At 60.8% G+C, this 17,419-nt stretch carries 16 protein-coding genes and 1 tRNA gene; 8 read left to right on the forward strand and 9 right to left on the reverse strand.

Going from position 1 to position 17,419, the window contains the following annotated elements; all coding sequences use genetic code 11:
- The first annotated feature begins 14 nt into the window (after window positions 1-14).
- From ACY8D3_RS07525 to ACY8D3_RS07535, 3 genes are read left to right on the forward strand one after another with little or no spacing between them, the layout of a single operon-like run.
- Window positions 15-1,895 carry a feruloyl-CoA synthase gene (locus tag ACY8D3_RS07525; RefSeq protein ID WP_462383009.1) on the forward strand — a complete coding sequence of 627 codons (1,881 nt, stop codon included), beginning with the start codon at window positions 15-17 and terminating at the stop codon, window positions 1,893-1,895.
- The gene (locus tag ACY8D3_RS07530) at window positions 1,892-3,130 is read left to right on the forward strand and encodes a thiolase family protein (protein WP_462383010.1); all 1,239 of its coding nucleotides are present in this window, start codon (window positions 1,892-1,894) and stop codon (window positions 3,128-3,130) included. The genes ACY8D3_RS07525 and ACY8D3_RS07530 overlap by 4 nt, the downstream gene beginning before the upstream one ends.
- 10 nt (window positions 3,131-3,140) lie before the next feature.
- Window positions 3,141-4,892, forward strand: coding sequence for an acyl-CoA dehydrogenase family protein (locus tag ACY8D3_RS07535; RefSeq protein WP_462383012.1), 1,752 nt, complete (start codon window positions 3,141-3,143; stop codon window positions 4,890-4,892).
- A 201-nt stretch (window positions 4,893-5,093) separates the two neighbouring features.
- Here the strand turns inward: ACY8D3_RS07535 and ACY8D3_RS07540 are convergent, their stop codons facing one another.
- A complete protein-coding gene (locus ACY8D3_RS07540) occupies window positions 5,094-5,585 on the reverse strand; it encodes a MarR family winged helix-turn-helix transcriptional regulator (RefSeq protein WP_462383014.1) in 492 nt (163 codons plus the stop codon).
- Between the two features lie 141 nt (window positions 5,586-5,726).
- Here ACY8D3_RS07540 and ACY8D3_RS07545 point away from each other — a divergent pair, with 141 nt between their 5' ends.
- Window positions 5,727-6,623 carry an SGNH/GDSL hydrolase family protein gene (locus ACY8D3_RS07545; protein ID WP_462383016.1) on the forward strand — a complete coding sequence of 299 codons (897 nt, stop codon included), beginning with the start codon at window positions 5,727-5,729 and terminating at the stop codon, window positions 6,621-6,623.
- Here ACY8D3_RS07545 and dbpA read toward each other — a convergent pair.
- From dbpA to ACY8D3_RS07570, 5 genes are all read right to left on the reverse strand, one after another.
- A complete protein-coding gene (gene dbpA / locus ACY8D3_RS07550) occupies window positions 6,620-7,999 on the reverse strand; it encodes an ATP-dependent RNA helicase DbpA (protein ID WP_462383018.1) in 1,380 nt (459 codons plus the stop codon). The genes ACY8D3_RS07545 and dbpA overlap by 4 nt on opposite strands.
- A 283-nt stretch (window positions 8,000-8,282) precedes the next feature.
- A complete protein-coding gene (gene efp, locus ACY8D3_RS07555; protein ID WP_462383019.1) occupies window positions 8,283-8,849 on the reverse strand; it encodes an elongation factor P in 567 nt (188 codons plus the stop codon).
- 129 nt (window positions 8,850-8,978) lie between these two features.
- Window positions 8,979-10,106: an elongation factor P maturation arginine rhamnosyltransferase EarP gene (earP, locus tag ACY8D3_RS07560; protein WP_462383021.1), complete on the reverse strand. Its 1,128-nt coding sequence runs from the start codon at window positions 10,104-10,106 to the stop codon at window positions 8,979-8,981.
- 74 nt (window positions 10,107-10,180) lie between these two features.
- Window positions 10,181-10,270: transfer RNA gene (locus tag ACY8D3_RS07565), tRNA-Ser, on the reverse strand.
- Window positions 10,271-10,402: 132 nt separating this feature from the next.
- Window positions 10,403-10,954 (reverse strand): hypothetical protein, encoded by a 552-nt coding sequence (locus ACY8D3_RS07570; RefSeq protein ID WP_462383022.1) that lies wholly within the window; start codon window positions 10,952-10,954, stop codon window positions 10,403-10,405.
- A gap of 799 nt (window positions 10,955-11,753) precedes the next feature.
- Between ACY8D3_RS07570 and ACY8D3_RS07575 the strand changes: the two genes are divergently transcribed.
- From ACY8D3_RS07575 to ACY8D3_RS07590, 4 genes are all read left to right on the forward strand, one after another.
- Window positions 11,754-12,881: a mechanosensitive ion channel family protein gene (locus tag ACY8D3_RS07575; RefSeq protein ID WP_462383024.1), complete on the forward strand. Its 1,128-nt coding sequence runs from the start codon at window positions 11,754-11,756 to the stop codon at window positions 12,879-12,881.
- Window positions 12,882-12,961: 80 nt separating this feature from the next.
- A complete protein-coding gene (locus ACY8D3_RS07580) occupies window positions 12,962-13,204 on the forward strand; it encodes a DUF2789 domain-containing protein (RefSeq protein WP_462383025.1) in 243 nt (80 codons plus the stop codon).
- 266 nt (window positions 13,205-13,470) lie between these two features.
- Window positions 13,471-14,208, forward strand: a complete 738-nt coding sequence (locus ACY8D3_RS07585; RefSeq protein WP_462383026.1) for a metallophosphoesterase — start codon at window positions 13,471-13,473, stop codon at window positions 14,206-14,208.
- A 196-nt stretch (window positions 14,209-14,404) separates the two neighbouring features.
- Entirely contained in the window at window positions 14,405-15,229 is an 825-nt protein-coding gene (locus tag ACY8D3_RS07590; protein WP_462383027.1) for an inositol monophosphatase family protein, read from the forward strand.
- A 69-nt stretch (window positions 15,230-15,298) separates the two neighbouring features.
- Here ACY8D3_RS07590 and ACY8D3_RS07595 read toward each other — a convergent pair whose 3' ends face one another.
- From ACY8D3_RS07595 to ACY8D3_RS07605, 3 genes are all read right to left on the reverse strand, one after another.
- Window positions 15,299-15,502: a hypothetical protein gene (locus ACY8D3_RS07595; RefSeq protein WP_462383029.1), complete on the reverse strand. Its 204-nt coding sequence runs from the start codon at window positions 15,500-15,502 to the stop codon at window positions 15,299-15,301.
- A 140-nt stretch (window positions 15,503-15,642) separates the two neighbouring features.
- Window positions 15,643-16,068, reverse strand: a complete 426-nt coding sequence (locus ACY8D3_RS07600) for a GFA family protein (RefSeq protein WP_462383030.1) — start codon at window positions 16,066-16,068, stop codon at window positions 15,643-15,645.
- 24 nt (window positions 16,069-16,092) lie between these two features.
- Window positions 16,093-17,328, reverse strand: coding sequence for a serine hydrolase domain-containing protein (locus ACY8D3_RS07605; RefSeq protein ID WP_462383031.1), 1,236 nt, complete (start codon window positions 17,326-17,328; stop codon window positions 16,093-16,095).
- Between the last annotated feature and the right edge of the window lie 91 nt (window positions 17,329-17,419).

Below are 17,419 nucleotides of genomic sequence, written 5' to 3' on the forward strand. Positions count from 1 at the left end.
GGGAGTTCGACGCCATGATCCTCGAGAATAACAGGGGGGCCGCCGCGCGTGCTCCGGCGGGCTATCGCGACGTTGCGATCGGCCGCCCGGAAGTGGAGGTCTTCGAGCAAGACGGATTGATGCACATGCGTTCGAAGGAGCCACTGGGCGAGTTACCTGAGCGCTTGCTGGATCGCTTGGTGCATTGGGCCGCCGTCAGGCCCACGCAGACCTTCATTGCGGCACGGCAACAGGGCGGTGACTGGCGACAGGTCAGCTATGCCGACATGCTCGCCAGTGTCCGCTGCGTCGCACAGCATCTCCTGAGATACGGACTTTCCGTAGACCGCCCGTTGGCGATTCTTTCCGGCAATGATATTGAGCACATTCAGGTAGCGCTGGGCGCCATGTATGCCGGAATACCCTATTGCCCGATTTCGCCTGCGTACTCGTTGCTTTCAAACGACCACGCGAAGCTTCGCCACGTCTGGGACGTACTGACGCCGGGGCTGGTTTTCGTCAACGATCCGGTGCCATTCCAGCGTGCGCTGTCTGCGGTGGTCGACCCGCAAACGCCCGTGTTATCGGTCGGTGGTGCGGTCGATGGATACCGCTGGACGCCGTTTTCCGAGGCACTCGACACCGTGCCGGGTCCTGAAGCCGAAGCTGCGTTCAAGGCGACCGGTCCCGATACCATCGCCAAGTTCCTGTTCACCTCCGGTTCGACCAAGCTGCCAAAAGCGGTCGTCACCACCCAGCGTATGCTTTGCGCGAATCAGCAGATGCTGCTGCAGACCTTTCCCGTATTCGGTGAGGAGCCGCCGGTATTGGTGGACTGGCTGCCCTGGAACCATACCTTCGGTGGCAGCCACAACGTCGGCATCGTCCTCTACAATGGCGGCACGTTCTATCTGGACGATGGAAAGCCAACGCCTCAGGGGATGGCGGAAACGCTGCGCAACCTTCGCGAGATCTCGCCTACGGCCTACCTCACCGTGCCGAAGGGCTGGGAAGAGCTCGTCAATGCGCTTGAGAAGGATGAAGCCCTCCGGACGCGCTTCTTTGCGCGGATAAAGCTGCTGTTTTTCGCCGCGGCGGGCCTTTCACAGAGCATCTGGGACCGTCTGGATCGGATCGCCGAGCAGCATTGTGGCGAGCGCATCCGCATGATGGCGGGGCTCGGCATGACGGAGGCGTCTCCCTCATGCACGTTCACAACCGGGCCGCTGTCGATGGCAGGGTACATAGGGCTGCCGGCGCCGGGCTGCGAAGTGAAGCTCGTGCCCATCGACGGCAAGCTCGAAGGCCGGTTCCGCGGGCCGCACATCATGCCGGGGTATTGGCGTGCGCCCGACCAGAACGCCGATGCATTCGACGAGGAAGGGTATTACTGCTCGGGCGATGCGCTCAAGTTGGCCGACCCTGCCGATCCGCACGTGGGCCTGATGTTCGATGGCCGCATCGCTGAAGACTTCAAGCTGTCGTCGGGTGTTTTCGTGAGTGTCGGGCCGCTGCGTAACCGCGCCGTACTCGACGGAGCCCCCTATGTACAGGACGTGGTCGTGGCCGCGCCTGATCGAGAGTGCCTGGGCCTTCTGGTCTTCCCGAGGCTTTACGATTGTCGCGCGCTCGCCGGCCTCGGTGCGGAGGCGAAAGACAGCGATGTATTGCAGCATCCGGCCGTCCGGGACTGGTTCTCCGAATGGCTCAAGCGTCTGAATCGGGAGGCCACCGGCAACGCGACGCGGGTGGAGTGGATTGCGCTGCTGGACGAGCCGCCGTCCATCGACCGTGGTGAGATCACCGACAAGGGCTCCATCAACCAGCGAGCGGTACTGAAGTGGCGCGCAGAAAAGGTCGAGGCGTTGTACCGGGGAGATGACCCTGCGCTGTTGCGGGCAGGCCCCAGGCCATGAAACCGGCCGGTCTCTATTCGACCTATGACGGCGTGGCGCTACTTGCCGCCCGCCGGACGCCATGGGCTGATCTGGGCGGCGCGCTCTCACGGGCCTCGCCCATTGACCTTGGCATTAGCGTCAGCCGTGCCGCGCTTCGTGATTGGGGGCATGAGGTTGGCGCTATCGATACAGTGATCGCGGGCTCCATGGCCCAGGCCAGTTTTGATGCGTACCTGCTCCCCAGGCACATCGGCCTGTACTGCGGGGTGCCGCAGAGTGTTCCGGCGCTGGCCGTGCAGCGCATCTGCGGGACAGGCTTCGAAGTGCTACGCCAGGCGGCCGAACACATCCGCGGCGGTGGTGATCATGCGCTCTGTGTGGGCACGGAATCGATGTCGCGAAACCCTATTGCCGCCTATACCCACCGCTCAGGTTTTCGGCTCGGCGCGCCCGTCGAGTTCAAGGACTTTCTGTGGGAGGCCCTGTTCGACCCGGCCCCGGGTATCGACATGATCGCGACGGCCGAGAATCTTGCGGTGCGCTATGGCACCGATCGCGAGCAGGCTGATGCGTTTGCGCTGATGAGCCACAACCGGGCGATGGCGTCCCAGCGAGAGGGGCGATGGATGGACGAGATCGCGCCGGTCGTTCGTGAAACTTTCGAATGCGGGACCTATCAGCCACGCGCAATCGAGCTGCCCCGTGGGATCGAGTCCGTAAGCGTCGACAGCCACCCGCGCGCGACGGACGCCGAAGCGCTTGCGCGTCTGAATCCAGTGCATCGTGGGGGTATTCAGACTGCCGGGAACAGCTGCGCCGTAGTAGATGGTGCGGCAGCAGCCGTCGTCGGGCGGGAGCGCGCGGGAGTACCTTCACTTGCACGTTTGTGTGCATCGGCCGTGGTCGGGGTCGCACCGGAGATCATGGGCATCGGCCCTGCGCCTGCGATCGAGTTATTGCTGGGGCGCAGCGGCCTGGTGTTGGACGACATTGCGATCTTCGAGATCAATGAAGCGCAATCGGCCCAGGTGCTTGCCGTTTCCCGTGCGCTTGAAATCGATCCCGAGTGTATCAACCGATGGGGCGGCTCCATTGCCCTTGGCCATCCACTGGCGGCAACCGGGCTTCGCCTCGCCATGACCGCCGCACGGCAATTGCACGCTTGCAGGGGGCGGTACGCGGTCGTAGCCGCGTGCATCGGCGGCGGGCAGGGCATGGCACTGCTCCTGGAAAACCCTGAATTCGGAAACTGAGGCAAGGCAAATGGACGTTTACAGGCCACCGCTGGACGACATGCGATTCGTGCTCGAACACTGGCTGGACGCGCCAGCTCACTGGGCACGTACCCCGGCGTTCTGCGATCTGGATGTTGCGCTCGCGGTCCAGGTGCTCGATGAGGCAGGGCGTTTCGCATCAGCCGTATTGGCACCGCTGAACGCGTCTGGAGACCGAGAAGGGTGCCGTCTTGTCGATGGTCGTGTAAAGACGCCCCGCGGTTTTCCAGAGGCTTACGCTGCATACGTCGATGCCGGCTGGCCATCGCTGGCGTGCGAGGTGGAAGATGGCGGCCAGGGGTTGCCCGGCACGCTCGACGCAGCCCTTCAGGAAATGGTCTATGGGGCAAATCATGGTTGGGCGATGTACACAGGCCTATCACACGGTGCTTATCAGTGCTTGAAGGCACACGCGCCAGCGTTCATTCGCACAGAGTATCTACCTGGCATCGTCAGCGGTGAAATCTTGCCGACGATGTGTCTCACGGAGCCTCAGGCCGGCAGCGACCTTGGTTTGCTGCGATGCCGCGCCGAGCCGGAGGGCGACGCCTATCGTCTCACCGGGACGAAGCGGTTCATCTCTGGCGGCGACCATGACCTGACAGACAATATTCTTCATTTGGTACTGGCCCGGCTGCCGGACGCACCCGCTGGTACACGGGGGCTGAGCCTGTTTGCCGTGCCGCGGTCCATCCAAGGCGCCGCTAACGGCGTAGTGTGCGAGGCCATCGAGCACAAGATGGGGATTAAGGGCAGCGCGACCTGCGAATTGGTATTCGAACAGGCATGTGGCTGGCTCGTTGGGGAGGCGAACAAGGGGCTGGCCGCCATGTTCGTGATGATGAACTCGGCACGGCTACATGTGGGGCTGCAGGGGCTGGGTCATGCAGAAAGTGCGTTGCAGGCAGCCGAGGCGTATGCCTTTGAGCGGCGGCAGATGCGCGCGCCCCATTCATTGACTGGCGAACGTCCGGCGATGCCGGATCTCATCAGCTGTCACCCGGCCATTCGACGGACCTTATTGGATTTGCGCGGGTGTACGGAAGGCATGCGTGCTGTCGGGTATTGGGCGGCCGACCTGATCGATGCCGCCGGACACGCCGAGACCACCGATATTCGTCAGCAAGCGAGTGAGCTCGCGGGCCTTCTGACACCCATGATCAAGGCGTTTTTCACCGAGAAAGGCTTCCTGCTCGCCAGCGACGCACTACAAGTATTTGGCGGTTATGGCTACACCGCGGATTATTCGATCGAGCAAACCTTGCGTGACAGTCGTATAGGCATGATCTATGAAGGTACGAACGAGATTCAGGCCATCGATCTGGTTGTCCGTAAGATCAACGGCGACGGTGGCGCTGCGTATGGGCGTCTACTCGGCATATTCGAGAGCGAAGCGGCCACAGGTTGCGAGCGCGAGCCCGATCGCCCGTTCGCAGAACGCTATTTGGCGCAGTGCGATTCGGTTCGAGCGCTCTTACGACAACTGTTGGCAACCGCTGAGTCGGATCCCGAATACCCCTACCGTATCGCACAGGATTTCCTACGGATGACGGGTATGCTGTCGCTGGGCTACGCCTGGCTGCGGACGCTTCGTTGCCTACCTGACCGGGAGAGCAGATGGGCGCATCGCAAGTACGAAAGCGCGCGTCACTTCTTCACCTATCTCTGGCCGGATGTCATCCGTTTTAGCGCACTTATCGAAGCGGGCCTGGCCCCTCTTGGGGACGTCGATCGGGATTAGGTGCGCCGTTAAAGCGGCTGGAGGCTTAGGCACCGGCCGCAGGGAGTAGGGGGGCTACTTACGTCTGCGGTTAACAGAGGGCAGGCCGTATCCAAGGATACGAGACCGGCATATTTGCCTGAAGCGCACCTAGCACGCTCACACGTTATCGAGCATCAGTGCTGGACGTGACCGACATGGCGCTCCGCTGGCTGGCAGCGCTTATGTCTGCTCAGACACTTCCGGTGTGGCTCGGTTGATCTTGTGCAATAACGCAAGCAAGTGCGCGCGTTCGTCCTCGTCAAGCGGTTCGGTTGCTTTACTGTCGCTGGCTTCTGCCAGCTTCTTGAGCTTGCGTAGCAGGGCCTTGCCTTCCTTGCTGAGGTAAAGGCCGTAGGAGCGCTTGTCCTGTTTGGCGCGCACCCGTTCGGCGAGCCCCCGGCTCTCCAGCTTATTGAGGAGAAGAACGAGCTGTGGCGGCTCTATCGCCAGCTTCCGCGCCAAATCGGCCTGCATGAGGCCTGGCTCCTGTTCAATGATGGCCATCGCGGTGAATTGCGCCGGTCGCAAGTCGTGCTGTGACAATTGGTCAACCAGATGCTGGAATACCTTCATCTGCGCGCGCCGAAGTGCGTAACCCACAAGGTTGTCCAGCCAGGGGGAGGGTGTTGCCGCACCGTCTTTGGCGGCAGCGTTCGATGAATTACGACTCATGAAAAGAGATAGTCCGATACGGCTGATGCCGTCGAATATTCGCACTTCGAAGGCCGAGCCGCCAGCGAATAGACGGGCTGCGTTGCGCGGCCTGCTTGCATCGCGCAGCATCAAAGCCCTGTTTACAAAGAAGAGGCGCGTATGCCGCTTGTAATATTTGGATTGGCGATGCTGGCTGCCAGTGCCGCTCAGGCACGTGATTATTCCAGCCTTATTGTATTTGGGGATAGCTACTCCGACAGTGGTGCCAGCCACGCCATCAGTGTCCGTCGTATTAACGAAGGGGTGTTCGGTGCAGAGCGGGTACCGAGCCCGCTCTTCTGGGAGGGTCGATGGAGCAATGGCCCGACGGCAGTCGAAGTACTTGCATCCCGGCTGGGTCTCGAACTGGAGAACCACGCTGTTGGCGGTGCGATGAGCGGTACGGGAAATGCCAACCCGTCGATGGATACATTTGGCGGCACGGGGATGCTTAGCCAAATTAACGTTTTTCGGGAAAAGAAGGGTCGCCTCGATCCTGATGCGCTTTATGTGCTGTTCGCGACAACGAACGATTTCCTTGCGGCGCCTACGTGGCCGTCCGACGATGTCGTACTTGCCACTGCAGATGCAGCCGTCGCCAACCAGCTTCAAGCTATCGAGCAACTGCGCCAGGGAGGTGCAGCACATATCGTTCTGGTTGGGCCGATCGACCTGGCTCAGGTGCCAATGGTGGTTAGGGCGGGACTTGCTGGCCAGGCGGTGTTGTTTCGGGACAGGGTCAACGACGGGCTCAAACGACTGCTGTCCGAGCGCAACGCGGGTGACATTCTGTACTTCGACCACATTGCGTTTTCGACGCCAATCATGTCGGCGCCCAACCATTACGGATTCGAAAACGTCACCCAGTCATGTATCCGGTCGACGGCGGAGGGCGACCAGCATGTCTGTCGGCGGCCGGATACGTACTATTTCTATGATGAGGTGCACCCGACGGCTCGGGTGCACCGGTTGGCCGGCGAGGCGTTGACCGAAGCCGTCCGCGGATGGCGGCGTTAGATCAGGCGCACCTTGAGGGCGCGGCCCTTTATGCGGCCCTTGTTGAGCCGTTTCAGAGCGTCCTGTGCGATGTCCCGATTCACGGCCACAAAGGCGTGGAAGTCGAAGATCGCAATCTTGCCCACCTGACTGCCGTCGATACCCGCTTCTCCCGTCAGCGCGCCCAGGATATCGCCAGGGCGCAACTTCTCCTTACGGCCTGCGCCGATTGCCAGGGTCCGCATTTGCGGCTGCAATGGTGAGCGGTCGTTGACCCTGACTTCGTCGATCTGGACCCAGGCCAGCGGGTTTTTCTGCAGGGCCTCGATAGCCTGCGCGCGGCTGGCCTCGGCAGGTGCAACCAGCGATAGCGCAAGGCCTTTTTCACCGGCGCGACCGCTGCGCCCGATCCGATGGATGTGCACCTCGGGGTCGCGGGACAGCTCGACATTGATGACGGCTTCCAGTCCCTCGATATCCAGTCCACGCGCCGCCACGTCCGTTGCAACCAGTACGGTCAGGCTACGGTTCGCGAACATCGCCAGTGTCTGGTCGCGGTCGCGCTGCTCCAGGTCGCCATGCAGCGCCTGAGCGGCGATCCCGCGGCTCGCCAGGTGCTCTACCAATTCCTGGCATTGCTGGCGCGTCTGACAGAACGCCACACACGATTGCGGGCGGAAACTCTGGAGCAACCGTTCGACGGCTTCGAACCGGGTTGCCGGTGATATCTCATAGAAACGCTGTTCGATCTGCCGGTTGTCGTGTAGTGATTCAACGCGCACTTGACTCGGTTCACGCATGAACGTCGACGACAACTCGCGGATCCCAGCGGGGTATGTCGCTGAGAACAACAGCGTTTGCCGACTGGGCGGTGTCTGGCCGATCACATCGGCGATGCTGTCGTAGAAGCCCATGTCGAGCATGCGGTCGGCTTCGTCCAGAACCAGTGTTTTCAAGCTGTCGACCACGAGCGTGCCTTTGCGTAGGTGCTCCTGGATACGGCCTGGAGTACCGACGATGACGTGTGCTCCATGCTCCAACGAGCCGACTTGCGGACCGAAGGGTACGCCACCGCAAAGCGTGAGCACCTTGATGTTGTCGGCCGCCCGCGCGAGACGGCGAAGTTCCTTGGCGACCTGGTCCGCCAGCTCGCGGGTGGGACACAGCACGAGGGCCTGACACCCGAAGTAGCGCGCGTGAACACGATGAAGCAGCGCGATGCCAAACGCGGCCGTCTTGCCGCTGCCTGTCTTGGCCTGCGCCAGGACGTCCTTGCCCTCGAGCATGATAGGAAGGCTTTGGGCCTGGATGGGGGTCATCTCGGTGTAGCCCAGCGCAGCGAGGTTGGCCTGCATGGCGGCAGAAAGAGGGAGGCGGGCGAAGGAGGACTCGGACACGGTGGTGCGCTCGGATATCAAACACAGCAGTTTAGCAGTGCCGTTCCATGCCGTCCGAAGTAATGGCAATGCTGCATGGCCTTTGGATGCATGGCGTGTGAGCGCGCCGCACCTTAGCACGCTGGATAGAGCCGGCTGGACGCAGCCCGGCTGAGCGCAGCCCGGCTGATCGCAGCCCGGCTGAATCCGAAAGGGATAGGGGCATGCTTCAGACATATTCATTTCGCAGGCCAAAAAAAACCCGTATCGCTCGATACGGGTCTTTTGCGTCACTCGCCGGTCGTTAGACCTTGGCGCGGGACTTGTACTCACCGGTGCGGGTGTCGATTTCGATGTGGTCATCGATCTCGCAGAAGTCAGCAACCTTGAGTTCAGTGCCGTTTGCCAGGCGGGCGGTCTTCATGACCTTGCCGCTGGTGTCGCCGCGAGCGGATGGCTCGGTGTACACGATCTTGCGCACGATGGTCGTCGGCAATTCGATGGAGATCACGCGATCGTTGTAGAAGATTGCTTCGCAAACGTCCTGCATGCCGTCTTCGACGTAGGCCAGCGCGTCGCCCAGGTCGTCTTTTTCGACTTCGTACTGGTTGAACTCGGTGTCCATGAAGACATACATCGGGTCAGCGAAGTAGGAGAAGGTAACTTCCTTGCGCTCGAGGATCACAGGCTCGAACTTGTCATCGGCCTTGTACACAGTCTCGGTCGCCGAACCGTTGAGCAGGTTCTTCAGCTTCATCTTGACCACGGCAGCGTTGCGGCCGGACTTGTTGAATTCGGCTTTCTGGATGACCCATGGCTCGCCGTTGATCATGGCCACTTGGCCGGCACGAAACTCTTGTGCGGTTTTCATTCGAATATCCGTTGTCTGAATTGACGGAAAAACTGGCCGCGTATCATAGCCGTTTTGCCTGCAAAGCACAGCTTTCGGTTGCCGAATGCCATGTTCTTCGACCGAAGGCGTGGCGCCAGGCCACGAGGCTCAATGGTCGGCGGTAAAACGTACCAGCTGTGCTGCCAGGTCTGCCTGCGTGCAAAGCGTGTCACACCAGGCGCGTGCGTGAAACTCGATCGTTTCCAGGTTCTGCTGCCACGCACCCCACACTGCCTGGTCCATTTGCTGGGTGTTCCAGCCCTGCCAAAGGTCACGAACACAACGTGCCACGTCCTCAGGAAGCGCATCGATATAGCGCGCAAGGAATGCGTCCAGCTTGTCGAGGTGCGCATCGTCGTCCTGCGGATAGATATGCCAGAGCATAGGGCGTCCAGCCCATTGTGCGCGGACGAACGAATCTTCGCCTCGCACGACGTTGAAATCGCACGCCCACAACAGGTAATCGAATTCCGGCTGGCTCATGAAAGGCACGACCTGAACGACAAGCGAGCCTCTTTCCAGAGTATCGCCGATCGCCAACGAGTTCCCGGCCCATTCGCAGATATCGTTGAGCGCCCGGCCTTCAGGTACCAGAACCTGCGTGGGCGAGGCACCCGCCACGAGTACGTCGAGCCACTGCGCCAATGCGGGGTTCTCGTATGTAAACAGCGAGACGAGCAAAGCGTCTTGCCGGCGCGTCACGCCGAGCCGAGCGAGAAATTCGCGCTGCGCAACCGGGCTTGCCCGAAAAATGTTCCGTCGCTCGATAAGGTCGTGCTCACGCAGGAGCCCGCCTGTGGCAGGTGTGAACCCTGGGAAGAAGAAGTACTTGGAGAGTCCGCCACCCTGGGGGGAGGGGAGCCCATGACAGGACTCGATCCACGGCTCGGCGCTGAGATATTCAAGATTGATCCAGCAGGGAGCTGGGCTCGCAGCGCGTAGTTCGTCTTCAATCGCCGCCGGCAGTTGGCAGGCGAACGCTTCGATCACGACGTCTACCAGATGACCGAGGCCGACGCCATCGACCCAGGCCCGGACTTCGACGCCCCGGCACGTTTGGCACGCCGCTTGGCCGTCCGCTTCTGGGCATAGGCGCTTGAATGCGTGCAGATCGTCGACCCACAAGCGGACCGCTTGCCCATGTTCTGCCACCAGTTGCCGAGCCAATCGCCATGTAACGCCGATGTCGCCGTAGTTGTCGACGACGCTGCAGAAGATGTCCCAGTGACGTGGCATCGGGGCCTCCTTTTTTGGCCTCCAGAAACGAAAAACCCCCGAACTGTTTAATCAGTTCAGGGGTTTTACTTAGCTGGCGGTGAGGGAGGGATTCGAACCCTCGATACGGTTTCCCGTATACACACTTTCCAGGCGTGCTCCTTCAACCGCTCGGACACCTCACCAGCGCTCTAGAAGCCGTTGGCTCCGTCGAGGCGCGCTAATGTAGTCGAACCATTTATCGAAGGCAAATTTTTTTTCAGCTGATTCATGCATTTAAGCGGCCCACTCCGTGAATGGCGTGGGCCGCTAGCGCTTTATTGGGCTGCGCCGCCGCCTACGCCGCCGCCCATTCCGCCAGTGCCGCCGGCACCCGAACCCGAGCCCATTCCGCTGCCGCCCATGCCACCGCCACCTTGACTGGAGGGGCCTGCACCGCCGGGGCTGGCTGGTGCACCGGTGCTACCGGGAGTGGTGGCCGATCCTCCCGTGCCCGGCGCGCCCATGCCGGGTAACTCGGTGCCCGGTGTACCCGGATTGGTCGAGGAACCATTGGTTGTCGGGCCGGACGGCGTTGTTGGTGCGCCCGGCATTGGCGCCTGACCGGGTGTGGTTGCGTCCGGCGTGGATGCTCCTGGAGTGGATGCTCCCGGAGTGGATGCTCCCGGAGTGGATGCTCCCGGAGTAGTCGCGCCAGACCCCCCCAGCGTGCCGGGCGCTCCGCCGACGGAGCTGCCGCCCTGTTGACGTTGCATCTCCATGTCCGCGCCGCTCTGCTGACGTTCCTGCTGCATGTTCGTGCCCGCATCTGCGAGTGCTGCCGTCGAAAACAGCATGCAAAGGGTTAGGGCAGGTATCCGTGTGTGCATGGTCGTTCTCCGCTATAGGAGCCGAAACGGCTCACTGCTTTGATATGCGAGTCTCGGCAACGGTGCAGGAACGTGACAGGTAACTCTCGACCGTTCCCAAAGCACTCTGCTTCTGTCGATCTCCACCCCTGGGGTGGGGTTTCTTCGAAAGCCCGCCGATCCGCCGCGGTTCAAGGTCTTGGGCATACGCCTTACTGGCTGGGTGCCAGCCACAGGACAAATGGCACCTTTCCAGATGTTTCATCTCGATTCTGGACGAACGGCAGCCGGGGGCCGGAGCGCGTCTGTTCCGCACGGTTCGACGTCATGAGTAACGCAGTCAGCGCCGGACACTGGTCGGCCGGATTCGGAAACACTGAACTCACCCGACACCGGTGCTCTCGATCAGAAGTGTGCAGGCGAACGCATCAAACGGCTGTTCGACGGTGAGATGGCGCGTCATGGTGCAATGGCTTGGCATTTGCTTGAACTCATTGAGTCCTGCCAGTAACGACCAATAACAAGGGCGTGGAGCGATGCGTAATTACCCAAAGAAATGGCGCCAGGCGAGCTTGGTGTTCTTTGTCATGATGATGGTCCTGATCATTCCCAATATCACCCGATTCGTTGGCTAGGCTAATGCCATTCCGTTCTCTTGGTAGACGGCTGGGGTGCGGGATGATGCGCGGGCAGAGCGTCAGACAGAATCGCGCGGCGTTCACTGTTCATACTGCGCGCGGAACTATCAGGTAACACAAACTTCCGACATCTGTATGCACGTGCAACCGGGCACGTCGAATCCTGATGACGGGAGGTTTGGATGTTTGAGTGGGACTGGTGGGTGAATCGTGGCGCGTGGGTCGATGCATGCATCGTGCTCGCCGTGGCGATGTTCAGCTATATCGTAATTCGTGCAATCGTCGGCGCGGTCCAGCGCCGGCTCGTGGCCTGGTCCAAGGGCAAGCACCAGCGCTTCTACCGCTTCGCCGCCGAAGTCGTTGGTAACACCAGCCGCCTGCTCATCCTCACCTTCTCCCTGATGATCAGCCTGAGGCTAGTCGAGCTGTCGCCCCGTTGGGAAGACTTGATGTCTCATGCCTGGTTCATCGTGCTGGCCATCCAGATTGCGCTCTGGATCGACACTGCGGTGCGGTTGTGGACAGAGAGCATGGTGTTCGGCGACAGCACCTTGCCACGTAACCCGGTGACCACCGTAATCATCGCCACCGTCATTCGCCTGATGGTGTGGTCGGTCATGCTGCTGTCGATACTGGCCAATCTGGGCGTGAACATCACGGCGCTGGTGGCAAGTCTGGGTGTCGGTGGTATTGCCGTGGCGCTCGCGGTGCAGACGCTGCTAAGCGACATCATCGCCTCGCTCTCCATCGGGATCGACAAGCCGTTCGAAACGGGCGACTTCGTCGTGTTCGGAGAGGTCGCAGGCACTATCGAACATATCGGTTTGAAGACAACACGCATCAGAAGCTTGAGCGGCGAACAGGTCGTCTGTTCGAACACCGATCTGCTCCGCCAGATCGTGCACAACTACAAACGCATGGATACGCGTCGGATCGTGTTCAAGTTTGGCGTCACCTATGACACGCCCCCGGAAAAGGTGCGCGAAATCGGGCAAGCCATGAAGCGCATCATCCAGGGCGTCGAGAAGACCCGCTTCGACCGGGCGCACTTCCTGTCATTCGACGACTGGCAGCTGACCTTCGAAGTCGTCTACATCGTGCTCAGCTCCGATTACAACGTGTACATGGACATCCAGCAAGAGATCAACTTGGGAATGCTGCGCGAATTCAACGAGATGGGCGTGTCCTTCGCATTCCCAACACGGACATTGCATGTCGGCAGCGAACTACCCGTGATCAACGTTGCGGGCGCACCCGGCCAAGACCGCGTGGAGCAAGGCGGGCAGAGCGCGGGGCCCGCCACATCGTGAGCTTGAGTGAACCGGCGCCGTACGTCGTGGCTCTAAGCCATGACGCATCAAGGCGTCGGCTCAGATGACGGAGGAATACAGTGGAACTGCCAAACAAAGACCTTGGAACCCTGTTCGAGCAGCTTGGGCTGGACTCCGAACCTGCTGCCATCGACGCATTCATCGCCCAGCACTACCCGCTGCCCGATGATGTGAAGGTGTCGGAAGCGCCGTTCTGGACCGCTGGCCAGGCAGCACTGCTGAAAGAAGAACTCCTTGAAGACGCCGAATGGGCGCCCATCGTGGATGAGCTTAACGTTCGGTTACACATGAACAAACAGTGACTGGCTCCCGGGCGCTGGCATTGCTGGCGCCTTGTTTTCTTGTTTACCGGTGGATGTGACGCGTTGCACATCGCAATGCCAATGGGCGGCATGGGGCGGACGGGCTACAATTCGGCACGCCGCTTTGCCTGAGGCTCGTTTGGACATCCATGGATGCCAGCGCCTGAAGGCAGGAAAGGAACTCAATGCGCGGGCGCCGGGTCTTTTCGCGACTCGGTGCAGCCGTCGTACCTTCTGGAGGTACCGGTAAGTTGTCTGGAGACTCGATGAGCGAAAACCTAACTTCCGGGCTGGTAAGGCGATTCGAACCGAACCTGCTTGGACGGGACTTTACAGTGGGCGATGTCCACGGACATTTCGAACTGCTGGAGGCGCTGCTTCGGCGGCTTCGCTTCAATACAAAGCGTGACCGTCTTTTCCCCGTGGGCGATCTCGTCGACCGAGGCCCGTATTCATCAGGCGTGCTGGAGTGGCTGAGCAAGAGCTGGTTCCACCCTGTGCGCGGCAATCATGAACAGATGATGATCGACAGCGTTCTGCATGATGACGACGCGCGCAGCCACCGGCGAAATGGCGGTGAATGGGCGTACGTTCTGCGTGCCGACGAGCGCCGGGAGATCGCAGAGCGTCTGAATGAGCTGCCGATCGCCATTGAAATTGCGCAGCCGGATGGCGGCGCTGTCGGCATCATTCACGCGCAAGCGCCTTTTCTGAATCGCAATGCACCATGGTCAATGGGCGTCGAGGCGCTCGAGGGTAAGCACGGCAAGGCGATCCAACAGGTGGCCGTCAACGAAGCGCTGTGGAGCCGCAGTCGGATCCAAAGCCAGGACCGTACGCCAGTAGAGGGCATACGCACGCTGTATGTGGGTCACAGCAGCGTTCGCGAGGTCATGCAGCTCGGCAATACGGCTTACATTGATACCGGTTGCGGTTACGAAGGCGGCAAGCTCAGCTTGGTCGAAATCGGCACCAACGCGGTGGCGTCGGTCGAGGTTGAATGATTGCCCGACGCGATATTCAGATATGGGTTGTGACCTCTGCGATTCTTCATCTGAAATAGCGCTGCATTGCCCGATTGTCACTCAGCTACGCTATACAGAGTCAGGGCGAGCGCGCGTACGGCACGCCTTACCTTGGGCGGCCGCGCCCGTCGCACTTTGAAGCCGTAACGAATACAACGCCTTTTTGGAGCACTACATGACTGTGACATCGGCCACTGCTGATCTGGATCTCGACGCGCGCTATGCGGCGGCGAAGGAAATTGCATCTGAGGCCGCGCAGCGCGGAATGGCCTATTACCGCCGACGCGAAGAGCTCACGGTCATGCAAAAAAGCGCCGATGCCACGGATGTAGTCAGCATCGCCGACCGTGAGCTGGAGGACTACATTCGCGCCGAGCTGAGCAAGCGTTTTCCAGGCGACGGTCTGCTGGGCGAGGAGCGTGGTGCGTCCGATCTGGATGCGCGTTGCCTCTGGGTCATCGACCCCATCGACGGTACGGCATGCTTCGTCAATGGCCTGCACAACTGGTGCGTGTCCATCGGCCTGCTGGTGGATGGCCAACCTACACTGGGCGCCATTGCGGATCCGAACCACAATGAGTTGTTCCATGCTCGTCTCGGTCACGGCGCTTTCGTGAATGACGCCCCGATGAAGGCGAGTGCGGCTACGCAGCTCAACCAGGGGGCTGTGGGCGTCGGAACGACGCATCGGCCAGGCAAGGAGCATTTCCTTCCATTCTTCGGGAAGCTGCTGGAGGCGGGCGGCATGTTCTACCGCGGTGGGTCGGGTGCGCTCACGACGGCCTACGTTGCCGCTGGCCGTTTGCTCGCCTATCACGAGACTCGCCTGTATGCCTGGGACTGCGTTGCCGGCATGGTCATGGTTCATGAAGCCGGTGGCCGGACCAACCATTTCCTTCGTGGCAACGCGCTGACTGAAGGTGGGCCGTTCCTGGCAGCGTGTCCCGGCGTATACGACGCGGTCCATGAGATGGTTGGAGCCTGGATCGACACGGAATAGCCGCGACGCACAGGCCACAACCTCGGTGTATGGCTTTTGAGCGTCTGATCCTGCTAACGCTTAACTGGCTTAGTGCGGTGGGCGCTCGCGCTCTTTCTCGTTGATCGCTTTGTCGGCGTGCTCCGTAGCGTTAGGGCCGGTCGTTTTGTTCGTTGCCGTCGTTGGGGCGTCGGAATCGGCCACCGTACGGGTCGCGCTCTTGTTGACGTCGATAGTCGGTGCATCCGACTTGTCGGACCCCAGCTTCTCCTCAATCTTCTTCTTGATGCCCACTGCTGCCTCCGCTACCAAAACGATGTGTCATATGTGACCGGCAATGCGCGCTACCGATTCATACATGAGCACGAGCCCCGACGGCCGGGGCACGTGCCGTATGGATCGACACGGCATGTGGCGATATGCGGTCGGGTGAGTCAATGGTCCTGTTTAAACTGCGCGAACAGTTGTTCGCCTGTCAGTTCTTCGGTCTGTTGGGCGAACGAGTAATATGCCGGCCGCTCTTCGACGAAGACCTGTTGGGTCATTTTCCAGTTCGCATCGCTGTCCAGCAGGCCGACCGGCACGGAATAGTGCCCGCCTGCCTTCAAGCGATAAAACAGATGGCTGCCGCAGCGCTTGCAAAACCCCCGTTCAGCCCAATCGGACGTGGCGAACACGCCCACGTCCTCTTCACTCTCGAACTGTATCGGTACATCACTTTCCGCGACCAGCAGCGGGCCGCCGCCCCAGCGTCGGCACGTCCCGCAGTGGCATGCCGCCACGCTGCGGTCACTTATTTCAAGCGTGAGATGTACGGCACCGCATACGCATGCGCCCCTGACTTCAGTATGGCCATTCATGAAGTTGCTCCTGGTTGGGTCCACTCAGCGACGCAGCGCCTCGACGGCTGCGCCCAGAAACGCATAGGTGTCCGATTCGCTTTCGTCCATCTCGGGCTCGGGCCACGCGCTCCATACCACAGCTACCATGTTTTCCTTGCGGTTGATGTAGAGAAACTGGCCAAAGATGCCCTGGGCTTCGAACGCACCGCCATCGTGGCCGCGCAATGCGGAGGCCCCGGTCGGAAATGTCCACCATTGGTAGCCATACCCGAGGGCGTATCCTTCATACAGTTTGCCTGGGGCCAGGTGGGAGCCGGGGTTGACCGCTGTCGCACGATCGATCCAGCCTGCCGGAAGGATCCGCTCACCCTCGATCACGCCGTCATTCAGGATAAATTGGCCAAAGCGTCCATAGTCGCGCAGGGTGGCTGAGAAGCCGCTGCTACCGATCTCCTGGCCGGCTTTCGAATCGAGCTGCCAGAACGCGTCGCGTTCCATGCCCATGCGGGCCCATATCCGTTCCGACAGATAGTCACTGCTGGTCATTCCGGTGACCGCATGAACCAGTTCGCTCTGCAGGTGCGATTCCCCGGTGCTGTACTTGAACGTGGAGCCAGGCGTGCTGCTGCGCTTGAGCGAGGCCATGTGCTTGAGAAGAGCACCAGGCTGATTCGCGAGTTGATATTCGAACATCTTGCGGCGATCCGACGTGGGATCACGGTAGGTCTCATTCCAGGCCACGCCCGAACTCATCTGCAGCACCTGTTCCACAGTGACGCCGTCATAGGCGCTCCTCTTGAGCTGTGGCAGGTAATGCGTGATCGGGTCCTTCACGCTATGGATTCGCCCCTGGGCGACTGCAGCACCCACGAGGGTGGACGAAATCGACTTCACGACACTGAAGGACGTCCAGCGCGTCCGATCATCATTCCCCAGGCCGTAGCGCTCGAGCACGACGCGGCCGTCTTTGATGATCAGCAGCCCGCCGACGCGGTTACGCTGCATGAAGTTCTCCACGTCGCCGCCGCTGTACTGGACCTCCAGCTCCGGGCCCTTCGGCAGTGGGCTGACCTTGGCGCCGCGATGCACATCACGCGTGAAATAGACCGAATCCATATTGCGGTAGGTACCCGGTTGATACGCTGCAGGCAGGTCATAGAGATCCTGAGCGCGCCCGATCAGGTCGTGCGGGGCAGGATCGCGTGTCGCGGTGTCCGTTGCGCATGCGGTGGTGAGCAGTGCCAGCGCGGCGATTGAGAATGATTTGGCAAGGTGCATGTTGCGTTCCTTGTTGTTGTTCGCTGTGTCGTTTGCAACCGTACCGTCGGCCCGCAAGCGTGTGTTGGCTCGAGCGGCATCCTGGTATCGA

The organism is Pseudomonas sp. Marseille-QA0892 (assembly GCF_054950135.1).

Excerpts from the sequence above, each read along its gene's own strand:
- ACY8D3_RS07590 (WP_462383027.1), top strand. The coding sequence starts at position 14,405 with ATGACTGTGACATCGGCCACTGCTGATCTGGATCTCGACGCGCGCTAT.
- ACY8D3_RS07545 (WP_462383016.1), top strand. The coding sequence starts at position 5,727 with ATGCCGCTTGTAATATTTGGATTGGCGATGCTGGCTGCCAGTGCCGCT.
- earP (WP_462383021.1), bottom strand. The coding sequence starts at position 10,106 with ATGCCACGTCACTGGGACATCTTCTGCAGCGTCGTCGACAACTACGGC.
- efp (WP_462383019.1), bottom strand. The coding sequence starts at position 8,849 with ATGAAAACCGCACAAGAGTTTCGTGCCGGCCAAGTGGCCATGATCAAC.
- ACY8D3_RS07605 (WP_462383031.1), bottom strand. The coding sequence starts at position 17,328 with ATGCACCTTGCCAAATCATTCTCAATCGCCGCGCTGGCACTGCTCACC.
- ACY8D3_RS07530 (WP_462383010.1), top strand. The coding sequence starts at position 1,892 with ATGAAACCGGCCGGTCTCTATTCGACCTATGACGGCGTGGCGCTACTT.
- ACY8D3_RS07535 (WP_462383012.1), top strand. The coding sequence starts at position 3,141 with ATGGACGTTTACAGGCCACCGCTGGACGACATGCGATTCGTGCTCGAA.
- ACY8D3_RS07540 (WP_462383014.1), bottom strand. The coding sequence starts at position 5,585 with ATGAGTCGTAATTCATCGAACGCTGCCGCCAAAGACGGTGCGGCAACA.
- ACY8D3_RS07585 (WP_462383026.1), top strand. The coding sequence starts at position 13,471 with ATGAGCGAAAACCTAACTTCCGGGCTGGTAAGGCGATTCGAACCGAAC.
- ACY8D3_RS07570 (WP_462383022.1), bottom strand. The coding sequence starts at position 10,954 with ATGCACACACGGATACCTGCCCTAACCCTTTGCATGCTGTTTTCGACG.
- ACY8D3_RS07525 (WP_462383009.1), top strand. The coding sequence starts at position 15 with ATGATCCTCGAGAATAACAGGGGGGCCGCCGCGCGTGCTCCGGCGGGC.
- ACY8D3_RS07575 (WP_462383024.1), top strand. The coding sequence starts at position 11,754 with ATGTTTGAGTGGGACTGGTGGGTGAATCGTGGCGCGTGGGTCGATGCA.
- ACY8D3_RS07600 (WP_462383030.1), bottom strand. The coding sequence starts at position 16,068 with ATGAATGGCCATACTGAAGTCAGGGGCGCATGCGTATGCGGTGCCGTA.